The sequence below is a fragment of the Siminovitchia acidinfaciens genome (assembly GCF_003605385.1).
GTDB classification, from domain to species: domain Bacteria; phylum Bacillota; class Bacilli; order Bacillales; family Bacillaceae_C; genus Siminovitchia; species Siminovitchia acidinfaciens.
The window spans coordinates 723,330-742,649 of sequence record NZ_QYTV02000001.1; the positions used below are offsets into that span (position 1 = coordinate 723,330).

Consider the following 19,320-nt stretch of genomic DNA (forward strand, 5'->3'; position numbering starts at 1 on the left):
AGCATCTTTGGGATGCTCCATGCAGCTTTGCGACGAGGGAAACATAAACTTCCTCGAATAGGCTATGCCGCAGGAGCACATTCTTCCTGAGTAAGCTTCTGTGTGACTTGTGACCTCGAGCCGATGGCGCCCGGCCGCCTCAGACCGCCACATCCTGTGGCTTCGGTGGCACTAGGACCTCCTGTCCGTCGCAGCTAGACAAAACGCATATTATTCGAATAAAAAACTTAGTCTAACTTTTTTTACTTTCTTTACAATCCGAAAAAGGAGAAGTCAGCGGATGACAGAACGTTTATTGGAAGTCGAAAGCTTAAAGAAAAGCTTCCCTATACAAGGTGGGATATTCGGAAAACAAATCGGCGAAGTGAAAGCGGTGGATGATGTTTCATTTTTTATTAAAAAAGGTGAGACATTGGGACTTGTAGGAGAAAGCGGCTGCGGGAAATCAACGACAGGGAAAACGATTCTGCGACTTTTGGAGCCTACAGAAGGCAAAATATTTTTTGAAGGAAAAGAGATTACGAAGCTGCCCAAAAATGAAATGCGCCGGCTGCGCAGAGAGATGCAAATGGTTTTTCAGGATCCTTTCGCTTCGTTAAATCCAAGGCATAAAGTTGAAAAAATATTGGAAGAGCCGTTGATTGTCCATGGGGTGGCTGATTCAAAAGAGAGAAAGAAGAGGGTGGGTGAACTCTTGGAGGTCGTGGGGCTGAATCATTATCACGCAAAGAGGTATCCTCATCAATTCAGCGGCGGGCAAAGGCAAAGGATCGGCATTGCAAGGGCACTGGCTGTCCACCCTAAACTTATCATTGCGGATGAGCCTGTTTCCTCTCTTGATGTATCAATTCAGTCGCAAGTATTGAATTTGCTGAAGGATTTGCAAAAGGAATTTGATTTAACTTACTTGTTTATCGCACATGACCTTGGGGTCGTCCGCCATATCAGTGATCGAGTAGGCGTCATGTATCTTGGGCGGATTGTGGAGCTTTCTGACAGCGAACAATTATATGAAAATCCGAAACATCCATATACGAAAGCACTATTATCTGCCGTACCCGTCCCTGATGTGGACTTTAAAAAGGAGCGGGTTGTTTTAAGCGGGGATGTCCCGAACCCGGCGAATCCGCCTGCCGGCTGCGCATTTCATACGCGTTGTCCAGTGGCGATGGAGCAATGTGCACAGAAGCGGCCGTTGTTCAAGGAAGTTGAAAAAGGCCATTACGCGGCCTGTCACCTATATGAGTGACTTTTCGTGTGAAATAAATAAAGGGCAAATATTATGAATGGGGGTAAAGAAATGAAAAAGGGTATATCCATCATATTTTCGCTATTGCTGGTTCTGTCTTTAGCTTTAATGGGCTGTTCAGGATCAAAGGAAACAGGAAAAGAAGATAGCGCAGAAAAGAAAGAGGAAACTGCTGAAGGCGGAACATTGGTTTATGCTCGCGGGGGAGATGCAGTCAAACTGGACCCAGCAACAGTTACAGATGGCGAATCTTTGATTGTGTCAGAGCAAGTGCTGGAAACACTGGTTGGTTACGAGAAGGAAACTCCGGACATTGTTCCTAACCTGGCCAAGGACTGGGAGGTTTCTGATGACGGACTGACATACACATTCGAATTGGAAGAAGGCGTAAAGTTCCATGACGGAACAGATTTCAACGCTGATGCGGTTGTTAAAAACTTTGAGCGATGGATGAACGGGAAAGATGAAGCACAATTCCCATATTTCGTCTCTCAATTTGGAGGATTTAAAGGTGAAGAAGCCGCTGTAATTAAAGAAGTCAAAGTAGTTGATGATCATAAGGTTGAATTTACTTTATTCAGGCCACAGGCGCCGTTTTTGAAAAACTTGGCCATGACGCCGTTTGCTATTTCAAGTCCAGCTGCCTTTGAAGAATTTGGCGATAAGTACATCGAAAATCCTGTAGGAACAGGACCCTTCAAATTTGATAGCTGGAAGCGAAATGATACGATCACCGTCGTAAAAAATGAGGATTATTGGAAAGAGGGACTTCCGAAGCTGGATAAAGTCATTTTCAAGGTCATCGCTGACAATTCTGCCCGTTTGAATGCATTAATCAAAGGCGAGGTAGACTTAATGGATGGCTTAAATCCAAGTGATGTTGCGAAGGTAAAAGGTGACAGTAACCTGCAAATTTTTGAACGTCCATCAATGAACGTCGGCTATTTAGGATTCAACGTTGAAAAAGAACCTTTCGATAATAAAAAAGTCCGTCAGGCAATCAGCCATGCGATAAATAAGCAAGCGATTATCGATAACTTCTATGAAGGAACTGCGGAAGCCGCGAAAAACCCAATTCCGCCTTCCATCAACGGATATAACGACGAAATCGAAGATTACGAGTTTGATCTGGACAAAGCCAAAGAATTGCTTGAAGAAGCAGGATTCAAAGATGGTTTTAAAATGGATCTTTGGGCCATGCCTGTACCGCGTCCATACATGCCTAATGGTCAAAAAGTTGCCGAAGCAATCCAAGCTGACCTTGAAAAAATTGGTGTGGAAGCAAACATTGTTTCAATGGAATGGGGGACTTATCTAGAAAAAGTCCGGGTTGGAGAGGCTCCGATGTTTATGCTTGGATGGACAGGTGACAACGGGGATGCAGACAACTTCTTATATGCCCTATTGGATAAAGACAGTATCAACTCCAATAACTATTCAAGGTATGCAAATGAAGATGTCCACAAGTTGTTAATTGAGGCACAGACAGAAACAGATGAAGATAAGCGCAGTGACCTATATAAAAAGGCACTGGAAATCATTCATGATGATGCTCCATGGGTACCGCTCGCCCACTCTGTTCCGCAACTTGCCGGAATCAGTACGATCGACGGTTTTTTCCCTCATCCGACGGGGGTTCAAGTATTCGATGAAGTGACAATGAAATAACTATTTGATAGGGGAGTGATCGTACTCCCCTTTTTAAGTAAAAAATCATGCACCAGCCATTCATAAATTTTTCAAAAAAGGTGATCGAATGCTTGCATACACGATAAGACGGCTGACATTGTTAATCCCTGTTCTGTTAGGTATGGTGTTAATTGTATTTTCTCTGATTCATGCAATACCAGGAAATCCAGCGCAAATCATTTTGGGCCAACAGGCAACAGAGCAAGCAGTTGAGGCGTTAAATAAGCAATTAGGCCTTGATCAGCCATTATATATACAATTTCTTGATTATGTTAAGAACTTGTTGACTGGGGATTTAGGTATGTCCATTCGGACAAAAAGCCCGATCAGCGAGGAAATCTGGCCGTATTTGGCAGCGACGATTGAGCTTGCTTTGGCAGCCATGCTGATTGCCATTATCATAGGCGTCAATGCGGGGATTATTTCGGCATGGTTTCAAAACTCATGGTTTGACTATATTGCGATGTTGTTAGCGTTGATTGGCGTTTCCATGCCAATCTTTTGGCTTGGCTTGATGGAACAGTATGTTTTCTCTATTCAACTGGATCTATTTCCTACAACAGGGCGGGATAATATCCGTGATCCGGTCGAACCAATTACTTATTTGTATATCATTGATACACTCATGCAAGGCAGGTTTGACCAGTTTGTTGAGGTCATTAAGCACCTTGTTCTTCCAAGTGTTGCCCTAGCAACAATTCCTATGGCAATTATCGCTCGGATCACTCGGTCAAGTATGCTGGAAGTGATGCGCTCTGATTATATCCGGACCGCCCGCGCCAAAGGGATGAGCATGTTTTGGGTTGTTTATAAGCATTCATTAAAGAACGCTTTTATACCTGTGTTGACGGTCATCGGGCTGCAGACGGGCTTGCTTTTGGGCGGTGCGATCCTGACAGAAACGATATTCGGTTGGCCGGGAATCGGCAGCTATATTTATGATGCTATTCAGTTTCGTGATTATCCGGTCATACAGTCTGGAATTCTAGTCGTTGCCACTATTTTTGTTTTAATCAATTTAACTGTGGATCTCTTATATGCAGCAATCGATCCGCGAATTAAATACCGTTAGGGGGGGAATGCAATGATTGAACCAGCAACGAAGTTACCTGCAAACCATACAAACATGATTGTAAACGAAGAAGAACAAAGCATTTCCCCTTGGAAGGAAGCGTGGCGGAGTTTTCGAAAAAACAAGGCTGCTTTATTGGGATTGTGCATCGTATTGTTTTTTATTCTGTTGGCCATATTCGCAGATCTGATAGCCCCGTATGGGTTCAAAGAAACAGAGCTGGCCAATAAGCATCTTCCTCCATCAAGTAAACATTGGTTTGGAACCGACGAATTTGGCCGTGACATTTTAAGCCGTGTCATTTATGGTGCTCGAATATCGCTGCGTGTCGGATTTTTGGCCGTCAGCGGATCAGTGGTTGTGGGTTCTTTGCTCGGTATCGTTGCCGGCTATTACGGCCGATGGGTGGATGGCATCATATCGAGAATATTTGATATTCTATTAGCTTTTCCTAGTATTTTGCTGGCGATTGCGATTGTCGCCATTCTCGGACCGTCTTTGCAAAATGCCATGATTGCTATTGCAATTATCAACGTGCCGACCTTTGGCCGCTTACTGCGCTCGAGGGTTCTCAGCGTAAAAGAGGAAGAATATATTACCGCCGCCAAAGCGATTGGTATGACAGACAGCAGAATACTTTTTCATCATGTGCTGCCAAACAGCTTGGCGCCGATCATCGTGCAAGGTTCACTGTCGGTTGCAACAGCGATCATCGAAGCAGCAGCCTTGGGTTTCCTTGGATTGGGAGCACAGCCGCCGACACCTGAATGGGGGAAGATGCTTGCTGATTCAAAAGACTTTATTATCCAAGCGCCTTGGACGGTCTTCTTTCCCGGGATTGCCATCATGCTTACTGTCCTGGGCTTTAATCTGATGGGAGATGGGTTGAGAGATGCATTGGATCCGAGGATGAAAAGATGAAAAGAAGGGAATACGGGCATGACTTGACGGAACAGGCTAGTTTCGACAGGTCATGCCCGTAAGCTTTATTCATGTTTTTCCCTCTCGAGCAATTTAATTACTTTGTCCAGCTTTTGTTCTATTCTTTGAGAATCTGCTTTATTCTTTATTGATGAACGGACTACTAGAATAATAGCCATGATAATACCGAGAATAAAAAGCAGCATGATTAATTGAAATATCAAGTCTCCTATATTCACCATTTAACGCCCCCTCTTATAATATCTACGATTGGCGCTTTTAAATAGTTTCGGTTTAATTTACTGGAAAGGTATTTCCTTATATTAGTAAGCGGAAAAGGGAGAAACATGGAAAAGTCTCAGCAACCCCACAGGAAAGTCGGAAGAATATTCACGAAAGACGCACAATAAACATCAGTGAAGTAATGGTTACTTAAGTTTTTTGTAAAAGGTGAATGAACTTTATCAAGGGCTCCCTTCGCAAAGTTGTGTAGCTAAAGGTTTATACTATGAAACCATAACAAAGTAAAAAGTTATTGGACTTCAGCATAATATCTCCCTCATTCCTGGAGAAAGGATGAAAAATGGGAGATTCATATCAATTGTTTAAATTCCCAGCTCATGGTTCGGATTCTACAATGAAGGAGTGTTCAGCTTTTCGGTTGAACCAAAGCTAAACCCAAAAACATACCTGTTTTGAAAGCAGTTGCCAAGGGTAATATTCTATATTCAGCCACCTTTATACGCAATTTGAGAATCCGAGTGTCATAGGTTTTACCATTGACCAGGATTACAATTTAGTTTTTAAAGAAAATATTGGCCCAATTCACGATAACCCCTAGTTTTCAGGTAGCTAAGAGGGCCTTGTTTTTTCACATTCTAACGAAAGGATGAGTTGGATGAGACAAATTATTACTCTTGGAGGCGGAGGGTTTTCCATGGAGCCGGAGAATCACTTGTTGGATACATATATCCTGAATCAGTCAGGAAAACAATCTCCAAAGATATGCTTTCTTCCCACAGCGAGTGGAGACTCGGATCATTATATAACGAGCTTTTACAATTTTTTTGAGCAGCAAGAATGTCAACCTTCCCATCTGTCGCTTTTTCAACCTCCTACACGAGATTTGGAAGGGTTTTTATTAGAAAAAGATATCATTTATGTCGGCGGGGGAAATACCAAAAATTTATTGGCTTTGTGGAAGGAATGGGGATTGGATCACATTTTAAAAAAGGCTTGGGTACAAGGGATTTTATTGGCCGGAATTAGCGCAGGCTCCAACTGCTGGTTTGAAGAAGGAGTGACTGATTCTTATGGCGAAGGCCTTGAACCAATAAAGTGCTTAGGCTTATTACAAGGAAGCTTTTGCCCCCATTATGATGGAGAGGCGGAAAGAAGACCGACCTATAGGCAATTGATAGCCTCTGGTAAAATACAACCCGGAATTGCAGCCGATGATGGCGCTGCTGTTCTTTATATTAATGGGGAAATAAGAAAAATTGTAACTTCCAGACCTGATGCTAAAGCGTATAAAGTGTATTTTGATGGAGATGTAAAAGAGACAGAATTAGAATCAGAGTATCTAGGCTTGAGTTAAATCGGATATCAATGATCAATTAGTGGCAGCCATCCGTTCCGGGATTAAAAGCAAAGCCGGTTATAGACATCCTTTGTGCAGTCCGGGAGATAAGCCAAGTGGATAAATACAATTTAGATGCGGAAGATTGGTTATGAAGAAAAAGGGGAAAATGGTATATCAGCGAGAAGGTTTTTCAATAACGCGGAGACAATCAGTCTCAACACGTCCATATGTATGAGGATGGAAGCCATGGGATGGAGAGACATCTGAATTTAAGCGATTATTTGGTACTCATTCCAAACAAAGCGAAAAATATGGCGGCTTAAAGGAAAGCTTGGCCTGGCAATCTTCCAAATAATTTGATGCATATATGGATGGCGAGGAATGCTTTGGTCGAGAAATTGAAGGGAAAGCGGTAAAATGGTATTAAGAAAAGACGCAATCAATTGCAGTTTAAATATAAAACTTCAATGAGGAAGGGTTAATGCTCAATGATGGAAACGACCGAAGAATTGCTTGCAGAATTGAAGAAGAGCGAGAAATGGGAAAAGGATCAGAAGGGATTATGGTTTTGGGAAAAGCTTGGACGGCTGCCATTCAAGTTCCTGGACAAGCTGACACCTGATTTTTTGCAAAGGAAAATCGGCGTCATACTGGATGAACTAGGTCAGTATATCCAGTCAGGAGGAAGGTATTTGAGCTCAGTATCTTCATTGAAGTCCTATTATCCCCATACAGATGTCCGGTCGCTGGATGATTTGGATTCGCTCTCTATCCAAGAGATGGATCATGCTGTCAGCAAATTGGCAAATAACCGCAAACGTCTGGCAGTTGTTCAAGGTGCAAGCACTGGAGTCGGAGGCATTTTCACACTGTCCATCGATATTCCTCTGCTTTTGGGACTACAGTTAAAAACTTTACAAGATATCGCTATTTGTTACGGATATGATCCAAATGATAAAAAGGAAAGAATGTATATTGTTAAAATCCTTCAGTTTGTTTCTTCGGACATTGTTGGAAAAGAAGTGATATTAAAGCAACTATCTTTAATTGAATCCCCTGACCAGGAGCAGCAGAGAGAAATTATTTCCGAACTTCAAGGTTGGAGGGAGGTTGTATTCACATACCGGGATCAGGTCGGTTGGAAAAAACTATTTCAAATGATTCCGGTTGCCGGGATGGTCTTCGGTGCTTTCATCAATCGTTCTGCGGTGAAAGAACTGGCAGAGGCCGGGAAGATGCTTTATAGAAAAAGAAGAATCAAGGAACGGTTAATGCAAATTGCAACTTCACAAGCAGTGGAGGAAAATAGATTTCCGTGATAGACCAAAAAATTCGAATGGCTGATATAGCCATTCGAATTTTTTGGTGTTTTATTTTTGTGCCTCGAGTTCTCCAAAGTATTCGGGTCTGACAAAGCCGGCGAGGTTATTATCCGTGTATTGAACAAACTTTTCAGACTTGTACGCGTCTTCGAGTGCCTGCACGAACGCTTCGTCTTTATCCTTGCTGTTGATGACCACTTGGTTCATGTACTCGTAGGGTGTTTTTTCCAAACCTAATGCGCTTTCCAGGTCTATACCTGAAGCGATGGCGAAGTTCCCGTTAATGAACGCGAAATCGGAATCGCCCAGTGAGCGTGGTAACTGCGCTGCCTCGAGAGGGACAATTTTTAACTCCAGCTTGTTTTCGGCTACATCCTTTTCAGAAGCTTTTGACGGATCCACTTCGCCATTCAGGGCAATCCAGCCATATTCATCCATCATGATCAGTGCTCTCGCCATATTGACCGGATCATTCGGCAATGTCACTTTTGCACCTTTTTGAATATCAGAAAGGTCTTTGTGTTTTTCGGAATAAACGCCAATGGGCGCGGTTGGAACCGGAAGAACTTCTTCTAAATCCATATCGTGTTCGTTATTAAATTTTTCCATATATAAGATGTTTTGGAATACGTTTGCGTCCAGGTCTCCTTCGTGAAGGGCCTTATTCGGCTGGACATAGTCACTGAATTCAATTACCTTGACGTCGTATCCTTCTTTTTCAAGTATAGGCTTGATGCTGTCCTTGACTTGATCACTGTAAGGGCCGGCGGTAGCCCCAATCTTAATTTCTTTTTTGCTTTGGCTTGCGCTGCTCGAACCGCAGGCGGCAAGAACAGCTATCCCTGTTAATAATATGATTCCGATGACTAACTTTTTCACATCCATACCCCCAAGTTTAATAGATTGGATGAAACTGCCACATGTATGTATCGGCCGCTAGTTTCATCCGGCAATATTTACGTCAGGCCCATAGCCGGCCAAATTTTCTATACTGGCGCTTACTGAGGAACAGCTTGCAGCTTCCAGGAAAATTGCTTGCCTGGATGATGTTCAGCCAACTGGTCGCCGTCACCGAATAAATTGCCGCGCAATGTTTTGCTTGCTCCGTCTACTCTCAATAATCCCCGTTCTTCCAATACCGGGATGACGAGTTCGGCAAAATCCTCGAATGATCCAGGCATAACCGCATACGTAATATTGAACCCGTCCACACCAGCTTCATTAATCCATTTTTCCATTTCATCTGCAATCGCTTCCGGAGTGCCGGCTACGACGGGGCCGATACCGCCAAGTCCCACGAATTCGGCTATTTCATTTATGGTCCATTGTTTGTCTGGATCAGCTTTCGTAAAAATTTCCACCCGTGAGCGCATAGAATCATTCTCGACAAACTGAAGGTTTTCATTTGGATCAAATTGGGAAAGGTCAATACCTGTCCAGCCGCTGAATAGGCTTAATGCACCTTCACGGCTGATATGCTTTTTATAATCTTCGTATTTCGCATTCGCTTCTTCCTCGGTTTTTCCAACAATCGGTGTAAACAAGCTGAATATTTTGATTTCCTCAGGCTTTCTTCCGTAATTTCCTGCTTGGCTGCGAATTTTTTGGACGTATTTCTTTGCGATGGGAATAGTCGGCATTGAAACATAAACACCTTCTGCATGCTTTGCGGCAAAAGCACTGCCCCGTGATGAAAGGCCTGCTTGGTATATAACAGGTGTCCTTTGCGGTGACGGTTCGCACAAGTGGGCGCCCGGCACACTGAAGTACTCGCCTTCGTGCTGGATATCGTGTACTTTGTCCGGATCAACGAACATTTTCTTCTCTGTATCTCTTACAACTGCGCCATCTTCCCAGCTGCCTTCCCAAAGTTTATAGCATACTTCCAAATATTCCTCGGCAATGTTATAGCGTTCGTCATGCTCGACCTGCTCTTTCAGACCGATATTGATGGAGGCACTTTTCAAATACGATGTGACGATATTCCAGCCTACACGTCCTTTTGTCAGGTGATCCAATGTGGACATACGGCGGGCGAATGTGTACGGATGTTCATGTGTGACCGATGCCGTTACACCGAATCCGAGATGCTCCGTGACAGAAGCCATGGCTGGGATGACCAGTAGGGGGTCATTGATTGGCGACTGGACTGCCTGGCGAAGGCAAGCGTCACGGTTCCCTTGATAAACATCGTAAGGTCCCAATACATCTGCCAGAAAAACAGCATCAAATCTGGCGGTTTCCAATGTCTTTGCAAGCTCAATCCAGTGGTCGAGGTCCTTGTAGCGGTGTGAGCGATCTTCAGGATGTGCCCACAGTCCCGGTGCTTGATTGCCCGGGCAATTCATTACAAAAGCGTTTAGTAAAATTCGTTTTCCCGTCATTTTTCATATCTCCTTTATTGTTCGTTTTCTTCCGGCCATAGTGATGTATCAATCCCGACAATTTGTTTCCCAATAAGTTCCCTGGCAAGATTGTTGGAAGGCCCCATGACAATGCCTGCACGTGAATCCCTGTAAAGGCGCTCCAATGCCCCTTTTTTATATCCGAACCCTCCCGCGACATCCATTGAGATTTGCGCTACCTGATTGGCGGTTTCCGATGCATGGACTTTAAATTCATATAGCGTTGTCCTCAATTTATCAGGCAGAGGCCGGCCTGATTGATACCACTCATTCAACTTGGAGGCAACGTCATTCTGCCAGGCGCATAAACTGTCAATTAAAATTTTCGCGGAAGCAAGCTGGTTTCTTACGATTTGGTGCTTTCCGGAAGCCTTGGCTGCAAAAGCGGCAGCTTCATTGAATATTCCGATGGCTGTTCCGGTCCATGCCCCTCCCAGCCCGAAAATATAAGCGTTGCTATTTTCCACGATTCTTTTTCCCGTTCCTTCTTCACCAATCAAGTCGCGCTCGTCAACAAAAATATTGTTTAACCTTATGGGAGAACTGTGATTTCCGCGTACGCCTAAGGCATCCCATGTCCCAGTCTCAATCCCATCCTGCTTGGCATTGACAATGAAATAAGAGAGGTCTGAATAAACTTCAGATTTAGGTGATCTTGTTTGAACGACATAAAAGTCGGCATAGCCGCTGCTGGTCGCAAACGATTTTTCAAAATTAAGCAGGTAACCGCCATCTGTATACTGTGCTCTGCTTTCACTAAGCCAATGCTGTCCACCAGTGGCTCTCTCACTGTTGGCTATCGTTCCTATTTTTCCTTCGCGGAGCGGCTTTAACCATCTGTGCCATTGATCTTCGTTACCATAACCATAAATAATGAGCGAAGCACCAATATTCATCGTGTAGACGAGCGCCGTCGAAGGACAGGCTTTCGCTATCTCACGTACAACGAGCCCGTAGGCATGATAATCAAGCGCAAGGCCGCCTAATTCTTCCGGCAGCAAAATACTGTTCCATCCCGCTTCGCCAAGTGCTTTAAGGTTTTCGCTTGGAAATTCTCCTTCCCGATCAATCCGGTCAGCATTAGGGCGGATGACTTGATCGATGATTTTGCTTATTTGAACTTTCACTTCCTCTAGTGAGGGTTTTGCTTCTTTAATCGCGGTTGTCATGCAACCATCTCCTTTTTTTCATTGTGAATTTTGAAAAGCAAAAAGCCCTTCTCCCAAAAAAGATGAGAGAAGGGCATACAGATACACATATGTAAGCTATATCAGTCTCATCTTTAGAATACAGGAGTATTCTTCTGAAATTAGCACCGTGCAAATAATTGCTGGTTGCTGAGGCTTCATTGGGTCAGTCCCTCCGCCTCTCTTGATAAGAAGATCATTATTCATTTGTTAATTTTTGGAATTACCTATTGGCTTGAATTGAGTATAATCAACATTTTAGAAATAGTCAACTTATTTTTAAAAATATTAACAACTATTTCGAAGGTTTCACGATATGGAAAATTTGCCCTCGACAAACTTTCTTTCCGTCCGCTCACAAACAGGTCCGCCACCAACAAGGTTGCTATAGACCCACACGCATGCCGATTGATATCATGTATGTATAGAGCTTTGTGGAGGGACATCAATGATACAATCGAAGGTCAATGATCTGAAAATGGGGGAGCGCGGAGCGATACTTAGCATTATTGCCTATGTATTTTTATCGGCGTTGAAATTAGTGATTGCTGATATGGCAAATTCGGCAGCTTTAAAAGCGGATGGAATGAATAATGCGACTGACATTGTCGCATCGATCGCTGTTTTGATCGGGTTAAAATATTCACAGAAACCGGCGGATGAAAATCATCCCTACGGTCATTGGAAAGCCGAAATGATTGCTGCAATGATTGCTTCCTTTATCATGATGGTCGTCGGCCTTCAGGTGCTGTTTGAAGCTGTGACATCCGTCTTTTCTGCGAAGCAGGAATCGCCGGATTTGATTTCGGCATTGACTGCTGTTTTTTCTGCTGGGGTCATGTACCTGGTTTATAGATATAACAGGAACTTGGGAAGAAAAATTGATAGCAAGGCTGTAACAGCCGCTGCTAAAGATAATTTGTCCGACGCATGGGTGAGTATCGGTGCGGCCATTGGAATCGTCGGCTCCCAATTCGGGCTCCCTTGGCTGGACCCCGTGACTGCTGTTATTGTAGGTGTGCTAATCTGCAAAACCGCATGGGGTATTTTTAAAGATGCGTCACTTGATTTGACCGATGGTTATGATGAGGACAAATTGGAACTTTATAAGGGATCCATCCTAAAAATTTCAGGAGTGAAAGGGATTAAGGATATAAAAGCGAGAAGGTACGGGAGCAACTCGGTGGTGGATGTTGTCATTCTTGTCAATTCTACGCTCGGTATACAGGCAGCACATAAGATTTCTGATAATGTAGAAGAAGTCTTGATGAAAGAGCATCAGGTATTTGACGTGCATGTCCATGTCGAACCAAACTGAAAAAAGATTTCCAGAAGCAACCTGGAAATCTTTTTTCAGTTTGAAGGACGGCATTCATTGTACTGCATCAATACACCTGATTAACCGTTCTTCAATATCTGCAGCGAATGCTTTTAACTTGTCATTTTCCACCATAGTGATCAAAGCGGTCGGTTTTGGCATTCCGATTTTCGTCCGGTTGTCTTCTTCGTAGACGACTATTTTGCAGGGAAGAAAATAGCTGGCCAGGCTTTCTTCTTCAAGCACTTTTTTCGCCTCATGCGGGTTGCATATCTCAAGCACGGTAAAGTTTTTATCAAAGTCTACGCCTTTCTCCTGCAGTTTGTCCCTGATGTCAAATTGCCACAGAACGCCGAATTGCTCATCTTTCAATGACTGCTCCAACTTGGAGATTGCCTTGTCAACAGGGACAGGAATATCTCTTGTATAATGAAACACGGTAATCCTCCTTCAAAGGTCATCTGAGATTAATATTCCCTTTTACTTTTTGAAAAAACAAAAGGGGGTAGTTTTTTAATAACAAAACGCCAACAGAGAGATCTCTATTGGCGGTAAAAGACTTATTCAGAAGGTCGTGTATTTTGGAACGGCAATGTATCCCAGAAGGAGGTATCTGCGTTCTCAATGGAACGGTCCGCGATGGCCCGGACGGTGGCATCCAAGGTGGTCACTGTCTGCTTGATCAAGTAGCCATTGCTTTTTTGCCCAAGCACATAAGGCTCGTAGTAATGGTCGGCCATGCCTCGCATTTCAAAGAGCAGTGTTGAAATTCCGTATTCTACGGCGATCCCGTTTCTGCTGATTGTCTCGGCAGAGCCGCCGTTATATTTTCCAAGATGGCCCCAGCCTTTTGAATCAATAGCATCAAATACAACCGCTCCCAATTGTTTTGATTTTAATAAAACTTCAGCATCTACATTCGGTGTTGTCGGGTAAAGGATGGAGCCGGATACCAGCTCGCCGTCCCGCTCGCTGCTTGTTCCTTGGTGGTGCAGGTCGATCATATAATCAATGTCATAAACGCCGAGCACGTTATCATGCAGCGCTTTAGTTTCCGGTTGGATCCGCGACACATGATCGCGGTTCAGGTCTACTCTGTTCGCGTTGTATCTTGTTAGGTTATAGCTGCCGTCCGCCACATAGTCTTCCAAAGAAAAATTAACATCTCCTGCCGCCCCATCTGGATTCAGCCTTGGTAAGATCAAGATGTTTACCCCGTCAAGTACCCCTTTCATTTTCCCTGTACCTAAATGTTTGATGAACTCTAATGCTCCCTCAGTATTCAATGTTTCATTTCCATGCTGCTGCGTGAGGAAAAGGATGGTCGGGTTATTGGGGTTGGTGATATACTTGACCAAATAGAGGTCGCGGTCTTTGACTGACTGCCCGATGACTTCAAGCTCCATGTGTTCTTGCTTTGCTTCCTGATTTTTTAAGAAACTGACCATTTCTTCATATGTAGTGAGAATAGATGTGTTTATGGTCTCGTTACCTCCGTAATCAGGGCCTTCTCCAACTGCGGAAGCAGTCGGGACCATCATGAAACCGGTGCTTAATGCCATAGCACCTGCAACCGTTGCTTTGAAAAGCTTTCTTTTCATCATTATCACTCCCAAATATTTTCTTAATGAAAACCTTCGATACACGAATGATAAAACCTGTTAAAAATTTGAAATTGAACCTATTTACATATAAATAGGGTATTTCTTCCATCCGAAACAAAGGAAAAGTACTATCCTCTCTGATTTGTTTTAGCAGTTATTTCACATGTAGAAATCCCCATATAAAAAAGGCCGTCCCAGAAAATCAGTGCAAAGTGATTTTGTGGGACGCCTTTATTGAAAATTAAATGAATGGTTAACTGCTGGAAAAATCTCTAATTTCTATCGGGTCGATTGAAGCAGCGTAAAAAGTGGTAACACGGTCATTAAGAGGCCCTAAGTGACCGAAGCAACGTAAAAAGTGGTGATACGGTCACTAAGAGGGGCCCTAAGTGACCGAAGCAGCGTAAAAAATGGTGATATGGTCACTAAGAGGGGCCCTAAGTGACCGAAGCAGCGTAAAAAGTGGTGATATGGTCACTAAGAGGGGCCCTAAGTGACCGAAGCAGCGTAAAAAGTGGTGATATGGTCACTAAGAGGGGCCCTAAGTGACCGAAGCAGCGTAAAAAGTGGTGATATGGTCACTAAGAGGGGCCCTAAGTGACCGAAGCAGCGTAAAAAGTGGTGATATGGTCACTAAGAGGGGCCCTAAGTGACCGAAGCAGCGTAAAAAGTGGTGATATGGTCACTAAGAGGGGCCCTAAGTGACCGAAGCAGCGTAAAAAGTGGTGATATGGTCACTAAGAGGGGCCCTAAGTGACCGAAGCAGCGTAAAAAGTGGTGATATGGTCACTAAGAGGGGCCCTAAGTGACCGAAGCAGCGTAAAAAGTGGTGATATGGTCACTAAGAGGGGCCCTAAGTGACCGAAGCAGCGTAAAAAGTGGTGATATGGTCACTAAGAGGGGCCCTAAGTGACCGAAGCAGCGTAAAAAGTGGTGATATGGTCACTAAGAGGGGCCCTAAGTGACCGAAGCAGCGTAAAAAGTGGTGATATGGTCACTAAGAGGGGCCCTAAGTGACCGAAGCAGCGTAAAAAGTGGTGATATGGTCACTAAGAGGGGCCCTAAGTGACCGAAGCAGCGTAAAAAGTGGTGATATGGTCACTAAGAGGGGCCCTAAGTGACCGAAGCAACGTAAAAAGTGGTGATACGGTTACTATGAAAGAAAATCATTACCTTTTCACTCGCTCTGATTAATAAAGGAGCTTTCTAGACAGCCTCCTTCATTTTTTCATAGCAAGCTTGACTGCGACATAGACGACAATCCCTGTTAACAGCAGGTGGAAGAGGTAACCCAAAAAGCCGAATCCTGCCATCATTCCACCGTACCCATAATGCATCACAGCCCTTCACTTCCTTTCAAGTGATTTTTTCACTCGCCCATTAAATGCCTATCGAATATCCCTTTTGCGGCCATTCTTATTTCCTTAGTTGAATGAGCTGCATTCTTTCATTAAACAAAGAAGGATATGATAAAAATCCGAGCATGACGCTTGATACCGCAGCCGTTGTCAGCAACAGGAACACAATCAGCAGCTGGAACATAACAGCCTGCATTGGATCGGCGCCTGCGATGATTTGCCCGCTCATCATCCCTGGCAATTGGACAAGCCCCATCGTTTTTTGGCTTTCAATCGTTGGGATCATGCTTGCTCTGATGGAAGAAATCAATTGCGTGTGAATTGCCTGCTTTGGCGTGCCGCCAAGTGAAAGAATTAATTCCGTTTGATCTTCGTGAGCTTCTAATTCTGCAGTAAAACGGTTCAAAAATAAGATCGAAAGGACCATCGCGTTTCCAATGACCATTCCGCTGATCGGAATGATATATTGTGCGGTTGGAGGTGTGATGTTCAAACCAATTAAAATTCCTTGCGTGAGAATCTCGATAAAAATGATGGTTGCTCCGACTTTCCATGTAATACCTTTGATAAACAATCCCTTTTTACGGACGTTTTCGATGGCTGCTCCAATCATGAGCAGTACCATCAGCAAAATATAGACGGGATGCTCAGCTTCAAAGACAAATTTTAAAATATATCCGACAATCAGTAATTGGATGATGGATCTTACAGTAGCAATGATCGTATCTTTTTCAAGACCCAGCTTTAGGGTTTTCGATAACAGAAGCGGAAGGAGGACGAATATAAGCGTCAATGCCAATGCTGTATAGCTCATGCAAGTCCCCCCTCAACGAAGTGCCTTACCTCATCAGTTTTTGGTGATTCAAGCAGGCTGCTATCTCCTGTTTCAGCCACTTTTCCTGCAATCATGACCCATGTATAATGCCCGATGGTCCGGGCCTGTTCGAGATTGTGGGTAATCCACACCATTGTGACGTTGTAGCGCCGGTTTATTTTTACAATGAGCTGTTCAATTTCCTTGCAAGACGTGAGGTCCAGCGATGAGGTGATCTCATCGAGCAATAAAATACGCGGGCGGTTCACAAGTGTCCTCGCGATAGAGACTTTTTGCTTCTGTCCTCCCGAGAGATCCTTGCTGTCCCTATGTAAAAATGATTTGTCCAAACCGACATCTTCCAAGAATGAAACGGCTTCTTTCTCCGAGAGCTTTTTTCCGGCAAGTTCCAATGGAAGGGATAAATTTTGGTATACACTCCCCTTTACCATTGGCGCGTTTTGCAATGCAATCCCGACCTGCCGCCTTAAGTCAACGGGGGCGTATTCACGGATATGTTTGCCGTGGATATAAATGTCTCCTGCAGTTGGCGAGATAAGTCCATTGCATAGCTTCAGCAAGGTTGTTTTTCCCGCTCCTGAAGGTCCTGCCAATGTCGTGATTTTGCCATCCGGAAAGGAGCCGGTCACATCTTTTAAAATTGCTGTTTCGTCAATTGAGTAATCCACACCGTTAAAGTGGATAGCGGGTTTGTATTGGAAATCCGTTGAAATAGTTGATGCACTTCCTTTGTGAGATTAACTTTGTTCTATGAACATTATAGTATAAAAGCGGAAACAGAGTTTGAAATATAAATTTCGTTTAATACGGTTTTTCAAGGGAAATTTTAAAAAAGAATCTACTAGAGGAGGTATAAACATGAACGCAACCTACGAAGAGTGTATAAAAGCCTGTCTGGAGTGCATGGAAGCCTGCAACTATTGCTTCGATGCCTGTTTGAAAGAGACAGATGTTAAAATGATGGTGGAGTGTATCCGGCTTGACCGTGAATGCGCCGACATGTGTGCATTTGCAGTTAAAGCGATGCAGATGGACAGTCCATTTGCCAAGGATATCTGCAGGTTGTGTGCAATTATTTGCGAAGCATGCGGAAATGAGTGTAAAAAGCATGATCAGGATCATTGCCAAAAGTGTGCGGAAGCGTGTTTGAAATGTGCAGAGATTTGCAGAAGCATGGCTTCGTGAAAAAGCCTAAACAGCCCGTGGGCTGTTTAGGCTTTCTTTTCTTAGGAAAACAAAAATGTTTATAACGGATAATCCTACAATAGCCAGCCACATATAAAAGGAAGCCGCGTCACCGCCCAGTCCAAAGGCATCCACAATATACCCACTGGTGATCAGAAGAATCGTGGAAATAGAAAAGCAAATGAAAAGCGGGTAAAGAATCTTTTTTGTGAAAACATCAGGGCCAAAAGAGCAAACAGGAAAATGATGACGGCAATGAATGCAGGCCGTAAATAAATGAATTCCTGAATTTGATAATCCATGAAAATCCACCTCCAACCGAGAACCTCCGCTTAAAAATAGTATGAAACATGTTACAGATCCTCTAAAATAATTTATACATAGATTTATTAGAGTTGTGGTAATCAATTACGGGAGTGAAATCGATGACAAGTGTGCAGCAGGGAGGGCGGATTTTAATGGTCATTCTTGTCCTTATCAAAAAGCAAAGTTTGATATATGTCAGTTTCCAGAACCCGAACTGCTAGATGAAGCAGCAGCCGCTGTAATCGAAGCAGTCATGGCCGCCTGTTGAGCTTGGAGAATGGTTTCAAGTGATGTATACAGGCTAGTTTCTATGAAAGCAGAGTTTTCCAGTTTGTCTTTTACAACAAAGCTGGCAGCAAGGGTTACATTCAAATCTTTCTGCCATTTGAAATGTTTCGTTTGGTTGAGTTGTTCATATACTTGATGGACTTTGTGCATATCCAATTCTTCCGGTGGAATCATCGCAAGCATTCCCATTACCGGGTAATAGAAGGTTTTTTGCTTCAACCCGACCTCTTTGAATGCGTCAAACACTTCAATCGTCCGGCTCAATAATGTTTCGGCGCTTACCTCTTTGTCCAGTGTCAGGATATGGCTTAACATTTGAAGGTGGTTCCCTTTGCGAAATCCATGACGGTTCAGATCTTCATAGAAGCGCTCATTGCGTTCAATGACATCATCCCGGCCGCTTGAAGCAAGCAGCATCGCAAGCGGGTAATCCTCAGCAGATGTCAAAAAGAAGTGCTCTTTTTTCATTCGGTCGTAAATGTCTTTTGCTTTTGTGATGACAGGACCATAATCCCCGGGTTCAGAGCCGGAGTTTTTAATCAACACAGATGCCGCAATATATGTGAATATGCCTCTCCTGAATTTCGCTTCAATCAATTCATCGTAGGCATGAAACAGTGCAGGGATCTTCAGTTCTGGATCTTCGAAGCTCACATCAAGCATCGCAGCTGTAATGTAACGGGATTCTGATCGGATTGAAGAAAAAATGCCGGCCTGTTTTTTGATCTCCTCTGCCACCATCAGATAACGCTCCATTTGAAACAATTGTTGATTCAGCGCATAAAAAGAGGCAATAGTCATCAAAATTTTGTTATCCGTCACTTTCCATTTCATCTTTTTACTAAGTTCCTCATACACTTCAATGTACTTGGCAATATTTTGTTCCATATAAATGGACCCCCTTCGCATTATCCTTTACTCTACATACGAAATTGCTGTATATTTAGTTTCGTTTTTTGCATGTGGTCGTTTTATTCAATAAAATGGCACAGTTACTTC

18 protein-coding genes, 1 pseudogene and 1 riboswitch are annotated in these 19,320 nt (G+C 43.6%); of the genes and pseudogenes, 9 read left to right on the top strand and 10 right to left on the bottom strand.

The genetic code is table 11. The features are described from left to right. Positions 1-280: 280 nt before the first annotated feature. From D4T97_RS03315 to D4T97_RS03330, 4 genes are all read left to right on the top strand, one after another. Positions 281-1,249: an ABC transporter ATP-binding protein gene (locus D4T97_RS03315; RefSeq protein WP_126047605.1), complete on the top strand. Its 969-nt coding sequence runs from the start codon at positions 281-283 to the stop codon at positions 1,247-1,249. Between the two features lie 51 nt (positions 1,250-1,300). After that, on the top strand, positions 1,301-2,917 hold the full coding sequence (locus D4T97_RS03320) for an ABC transporter substrate-binding protein (protein WP_126047607.1): 1,617 nt from the start codon (positions 1,301-1,303) through the stop codon (positions 2,915-2,917). Between the two features lie 88 nt (positions 2,918-3,005). Continuing rightward, complete coding sequence (locus D4T97_RS03325) at positions 3,006-4,010, top strand: ABC transporter permease (RefSeq protein WP_126047609.1); 1,005 nt, start codon at positions 3,006-3,008, stop codon at positions 4,008-4,010. A gap of 12 nt (positions 4,011-4,022) precedes the next feature. Continuing rightward, on the top strand, positions 4,023-4,931 hold the full coding sequence (locus tag D4T97_RS03330) for an ABC transporter permease (RefSeq protein WP_206435525.1): 909 nt from the start codon (positions 4,023-4,025) through the stop codon (positions 4,929-4,931). Between the two features lie 65 nt (positions 4,932-4,996). Here the strand turns inward: D4T97_RS03330 and D4T97_RS03335 are convergent, their stop codons facing one another. After that, on the bottom strand, positions 4,997-5,173 hold the full coding sequence (locus D4T97_RS03335; protein ID WP_235872135.1) for a DUF4083 family protein: 177 nt from the start codon (positions 5,171-5,173) through the stop codon (positions 4,997-4,999). A gap of 656 nt (positions 5,174-5,829) precedes the next feature. On the opposite strand from D4T97_RS03335, the gene D4T97_RS03340 reads away from it, so the two are divergent. From D4T97_RS03340 to D4T97_RS03350, 3 genes and pseudogenes are all read left to right on the top strand, one after another. Continuing rightward, entirely contained in the window at positions 5,830-6,528 is a 699-nt protein-coding gene (locus D4T97_RS03340; protein ID WP_126047611.1) for a Type 1 glutamine amidotransferase-like domain-containing protein, read from the top strand. 44 nt (positions 6,529-6,572) lie between these two features. Next, positions 6,573-6,665: pseudogene (locus D4T97_RS21045) on the top strand (GrpB family protein); the annotation flags it as partial. A 336-nt stretch (positions 6,666-7,001) separates the two neighbouring features. Continuing rightward, positions 7,002-7,832 (top strand): EcsC family protein, encoded by an 831-nt coding sequence (locus D4T97_RS03350; RefSeq protein WP_126047613.1) that lies wholly within the window; start codon positions 7,002-7,004, stop codon positions 7,830-7,832. A 51-nt stretch (positions 7,833-7,883) separates the two neighbouring features. Here D4T97_RS03350 and D4T97_RS03355 read toward each other — a convergent pair whose 3' ends face one another. From D4T97_RS03355 to D4T97_RS03365, 3 genes are all read right to left on the bottom strand, one after another. After that, entirely contained in the window at positions 7,884-8,720 is an 837-nt protein-coding gene (locus tag D4T97_RS03355; RefSeq protein ID WP_126047615.1) for a MetQ/NlpA family ABC transporter substrate-binding protein, read from the bottom strand. A gap of 113 nt (positions 8,721-8,833) precedes the next feature. After that, a complete protein-coding gene (locus D4T97_RS03360) occupies positions 8,834-10,219 on the bottom strand; it encodes an LLM class flavin-dependent oxidoreductase (protein WP_126047617.1) in 1,386 nt (461 codons plus the stop codon). A gap of 14 nt (positions 10,220-10,233) precedes the next feature. Further along, the gene (locus D4T97_RS03365; RefSeq protein ID WP_126047619.1) at positions 10,234-11,409 is read right to left on the bottom strand and encodes an acyl-CoA dehydrogenase family protein; all 1,176 of its coding nucleotides are present in this window, start codon (positions 11,407-11,409) and stop codon (positions 10,234-10,236) included. A gap of 104 nt (positions 11,410-11,513) precedes the next feature. Further along, positions 11,514-11,621, bottom strand: a riboswitch (SAM riboswitch). A 254-nt stretch (positions 11,622-11,875) separates the two neighbouring features. Between D4T97_RS03365 and D4T97_RS03370 the strand changes: the two genes are divergently transcribed. Next, positions 11,876-12,745: a cation diffusion facilitator family transporter gene (locus D4T97_RS03370; RefSeq protein ID WP_126047621.1), complete on the top strand. Its 870-nt coding sequence runs from the start codon at positions 11,876-11,878 to the stop codon at positions 12,743-12,745. A gap of 54 nt (positions 12,746-12,799) precedes the next feature. Here D4T97_RS03370 and D4T97_RS03375 read toward each other — a convergent pair whose 3' ends face one another. The 4 genes from D4T97_RS03375 to D4T97_RS03390 form a co-directional block, all read right to left on the bottom strand. Continuing rightward, complete coding sequence (locus D4T97_RS03375; protein WP_126047623.1) at positions 12,800-13,183, bottom strand: DUF302 domain-containing protein; 384 nt, start codon at positions 13,181-13,183, stop codon at positions 12,800-12,802. A 122-nt stretch (positions 13,184-13,305) separates the two neighbouring features. Then, entirely contained in the window at positions 13,306-14,346 is a 1,041-nt protein-coding gene (locus D4T97_RS03380) for a M14 family zinc carboxypeptidase (protein ID WP_126047625.1), read from the bottom strand. Positions 14,347-15,765: 1,419 nt separating this feature from the next. Beyond that, the gene (locus tag D4T97_RS03385; protein ID WP_126047628.1) at positions 15,766-16,521 is read right to left on the bottom strand and encodes an ABC transporter permease; all 756 of its coding nucleotides are present in this window, start codon (positions 16,519-16,521) and stop codon (positions 15,766-15,768) included. Then, the gene (locus tag D4T97_RS03390; RefSeq protein WP_235872136.1) at positions 16,518-17,210 is read right to left on the bottom strand and encodes an ABC transporter ATP-binding protein; all 693 of its coding nucleotides are present in this window, start codon (positions 17,208-17,210) and stop codon (positions 16,518-16,520) included. The genes D4T97_RS03385 and D4T97_RS03390 overlap by 4 nt, the downstream gene beginning before the upstream one ends. A gap of 190 nt (positions 17,211-17,400) precedes the next feature. Here D4T97_RS03390 and D4T97_RS03395 point away from each other — a divergent pair, with 190 nt between their 5' ends. Next, the gene (locus D4T97_RS03395) at positions 17,401-17,727 is read left to right on the top strand and encodes a four-helix bundle copper-binding protein (protein ID WP_126047632.1); all 327 of its coding nucleotides are present in this window, start codon (positions 17,401-17,403) and stop codon (positions 17,725-17,727) included. 152 nt (positions 17,728-17,879) lie between these two features. Here the strand turns inward: D4T97_RS03395 and D4T97_RS20395 are convergent, their stop codons facing one another. Together D4T97_RS20395 and D4T97_RS03400 are read right to left on the bottom strand one after the other, a co-directional pair. Next, a complete protein-coding gene (locus D4T97_RS20395; RefSeq protein WP_164525453.1) occupies positions 17,880-18,029 on the bottom strand; it encodes a hypothetical protein in 150 nt (49 codons plus the stop codon). A gap of 199 nt (positions 18,030-18,228) precedes the next feature. Then, entirely contained in the window at positions 18,229-19,209 is a 981-nt protein-coding gene (locus D4T97_RS03400; protein WP_164525454.1) for a DUF4003 family protein, read from the bottom strand. Between the last annotated feature and the right edge of the window lie 111 nt (positions 19,210-19,320).

Bases quoted from the DNA above. Each gene is read 5' to 3' on its own strand.
- D4T97_RS03360 (WP_126047617.1), bottom strand. From the start codon at position 10,219: ATGACGGGAAAACGAATTTTACTAAACGCTTTTGTAATGAATTGCCCG.
- D4T97_RS03335 (WP_235872135.1), bottom strand. From the start codon at position 5,173: ATGGTGAATATAGGAGACTTGATATTTCAATTAATCATGCTGCTTTTT.
- D4T97_RS03380 (WP_126047625.1), bottom strand. From the start codon at position 14,346: ATGAAAAGAAAGCTTTTCAAAGCAACGGTTGCAGGTGCTATGGCATTA.
- D4T97_RS03400 (WP_164525454.1), bottom strand. From the start codon at position 19,209: ATGGAACAAAATATTGCCAAGTACATTGAAGTGTATGAGGAACTTAGT.
- D4T97_RS03370 (WP_126047621.1), top strand. From the start codon at position 11,876: ATGATACAATCGAAGGTCAATGATCTGAAAATGGGGGAGCGCGGAGCG.
- D4T97_RS20395 (WP_164525453.1), bottom strand. From the start codon at position 18,029: ATGGATTATCAAATTCAGGAATTCATTTATTTACGGCCTGCATTCATT.
- D4T97_RS03365 (WP_126047619.1), bottom strand. From the start codon at position 11,409: ATGACAACCGCGATTAAAGAAGCAAAACCCTCACTAGAGGAAGTGAAA.
- D4T97_RS03350 (WP_126047613.1), top strand. From the start codon at position 7,002: ATGATGGAAACGACCGAAGAATTGCTTGCAGAATTGAAGAAGAGCGAG.
- D4T97_RS03340 (WP_126047611.1), top strand. From the start codon at position 5,830: ATGAGACAAATTATTACTCTTGGAGGCGGAGGGTTTTCCATGGAGCCG.
- D4T97_RS03315 (WP_126047605.1), top strand. From the start codon at position 281: ATGACAGAACGTTTATTGGAAGTCGAAAGCTTAAAGAAAAGCTTCCCT.
- D4T97_RS03395 (WP_126047632.1), top strand. From the start codon at position 17,401: ATGAACGCAACCTACGAAGAGTGTATAAAAGCCTGTCTGGAGTGCATG.
- D4T97_RS03330 (WP_206435525.1), top strand. From the start codon at position 4,023: ATGATTGAACCAGCAACGAAGTTACCTGCAAACCATACAAACATGATT.
- D4T97_RS03355 (WP_126047615.1), bottom strand. From the start codon at position 8,720: ATGGATGTGAAAAAGTTAGTCATCGGAATCATATTATTAACAGGGATA.
- D4T97_RS03325 (WP_126047609.1), top strand. From the start codon at position 3,006: ATGCTTGCATACACGATAAGACGGCTGACATTGTTAATCCCTGTTCTG.
- D4T97_RS03320 (WP_126047607.1), top strand. From the start codon at position 1,301: ATGAAAAAGGGTATATCCATCATATTTTCGCTATTGCTGGTTCTGTCT.
- D4T97_RS03385 (WP_126047628.1), bottom strand. From the start codon at position 16,521: ATGAGCTATACAGCATTGGCATTGACGCTTATATTCGTCCTCCTTCCG.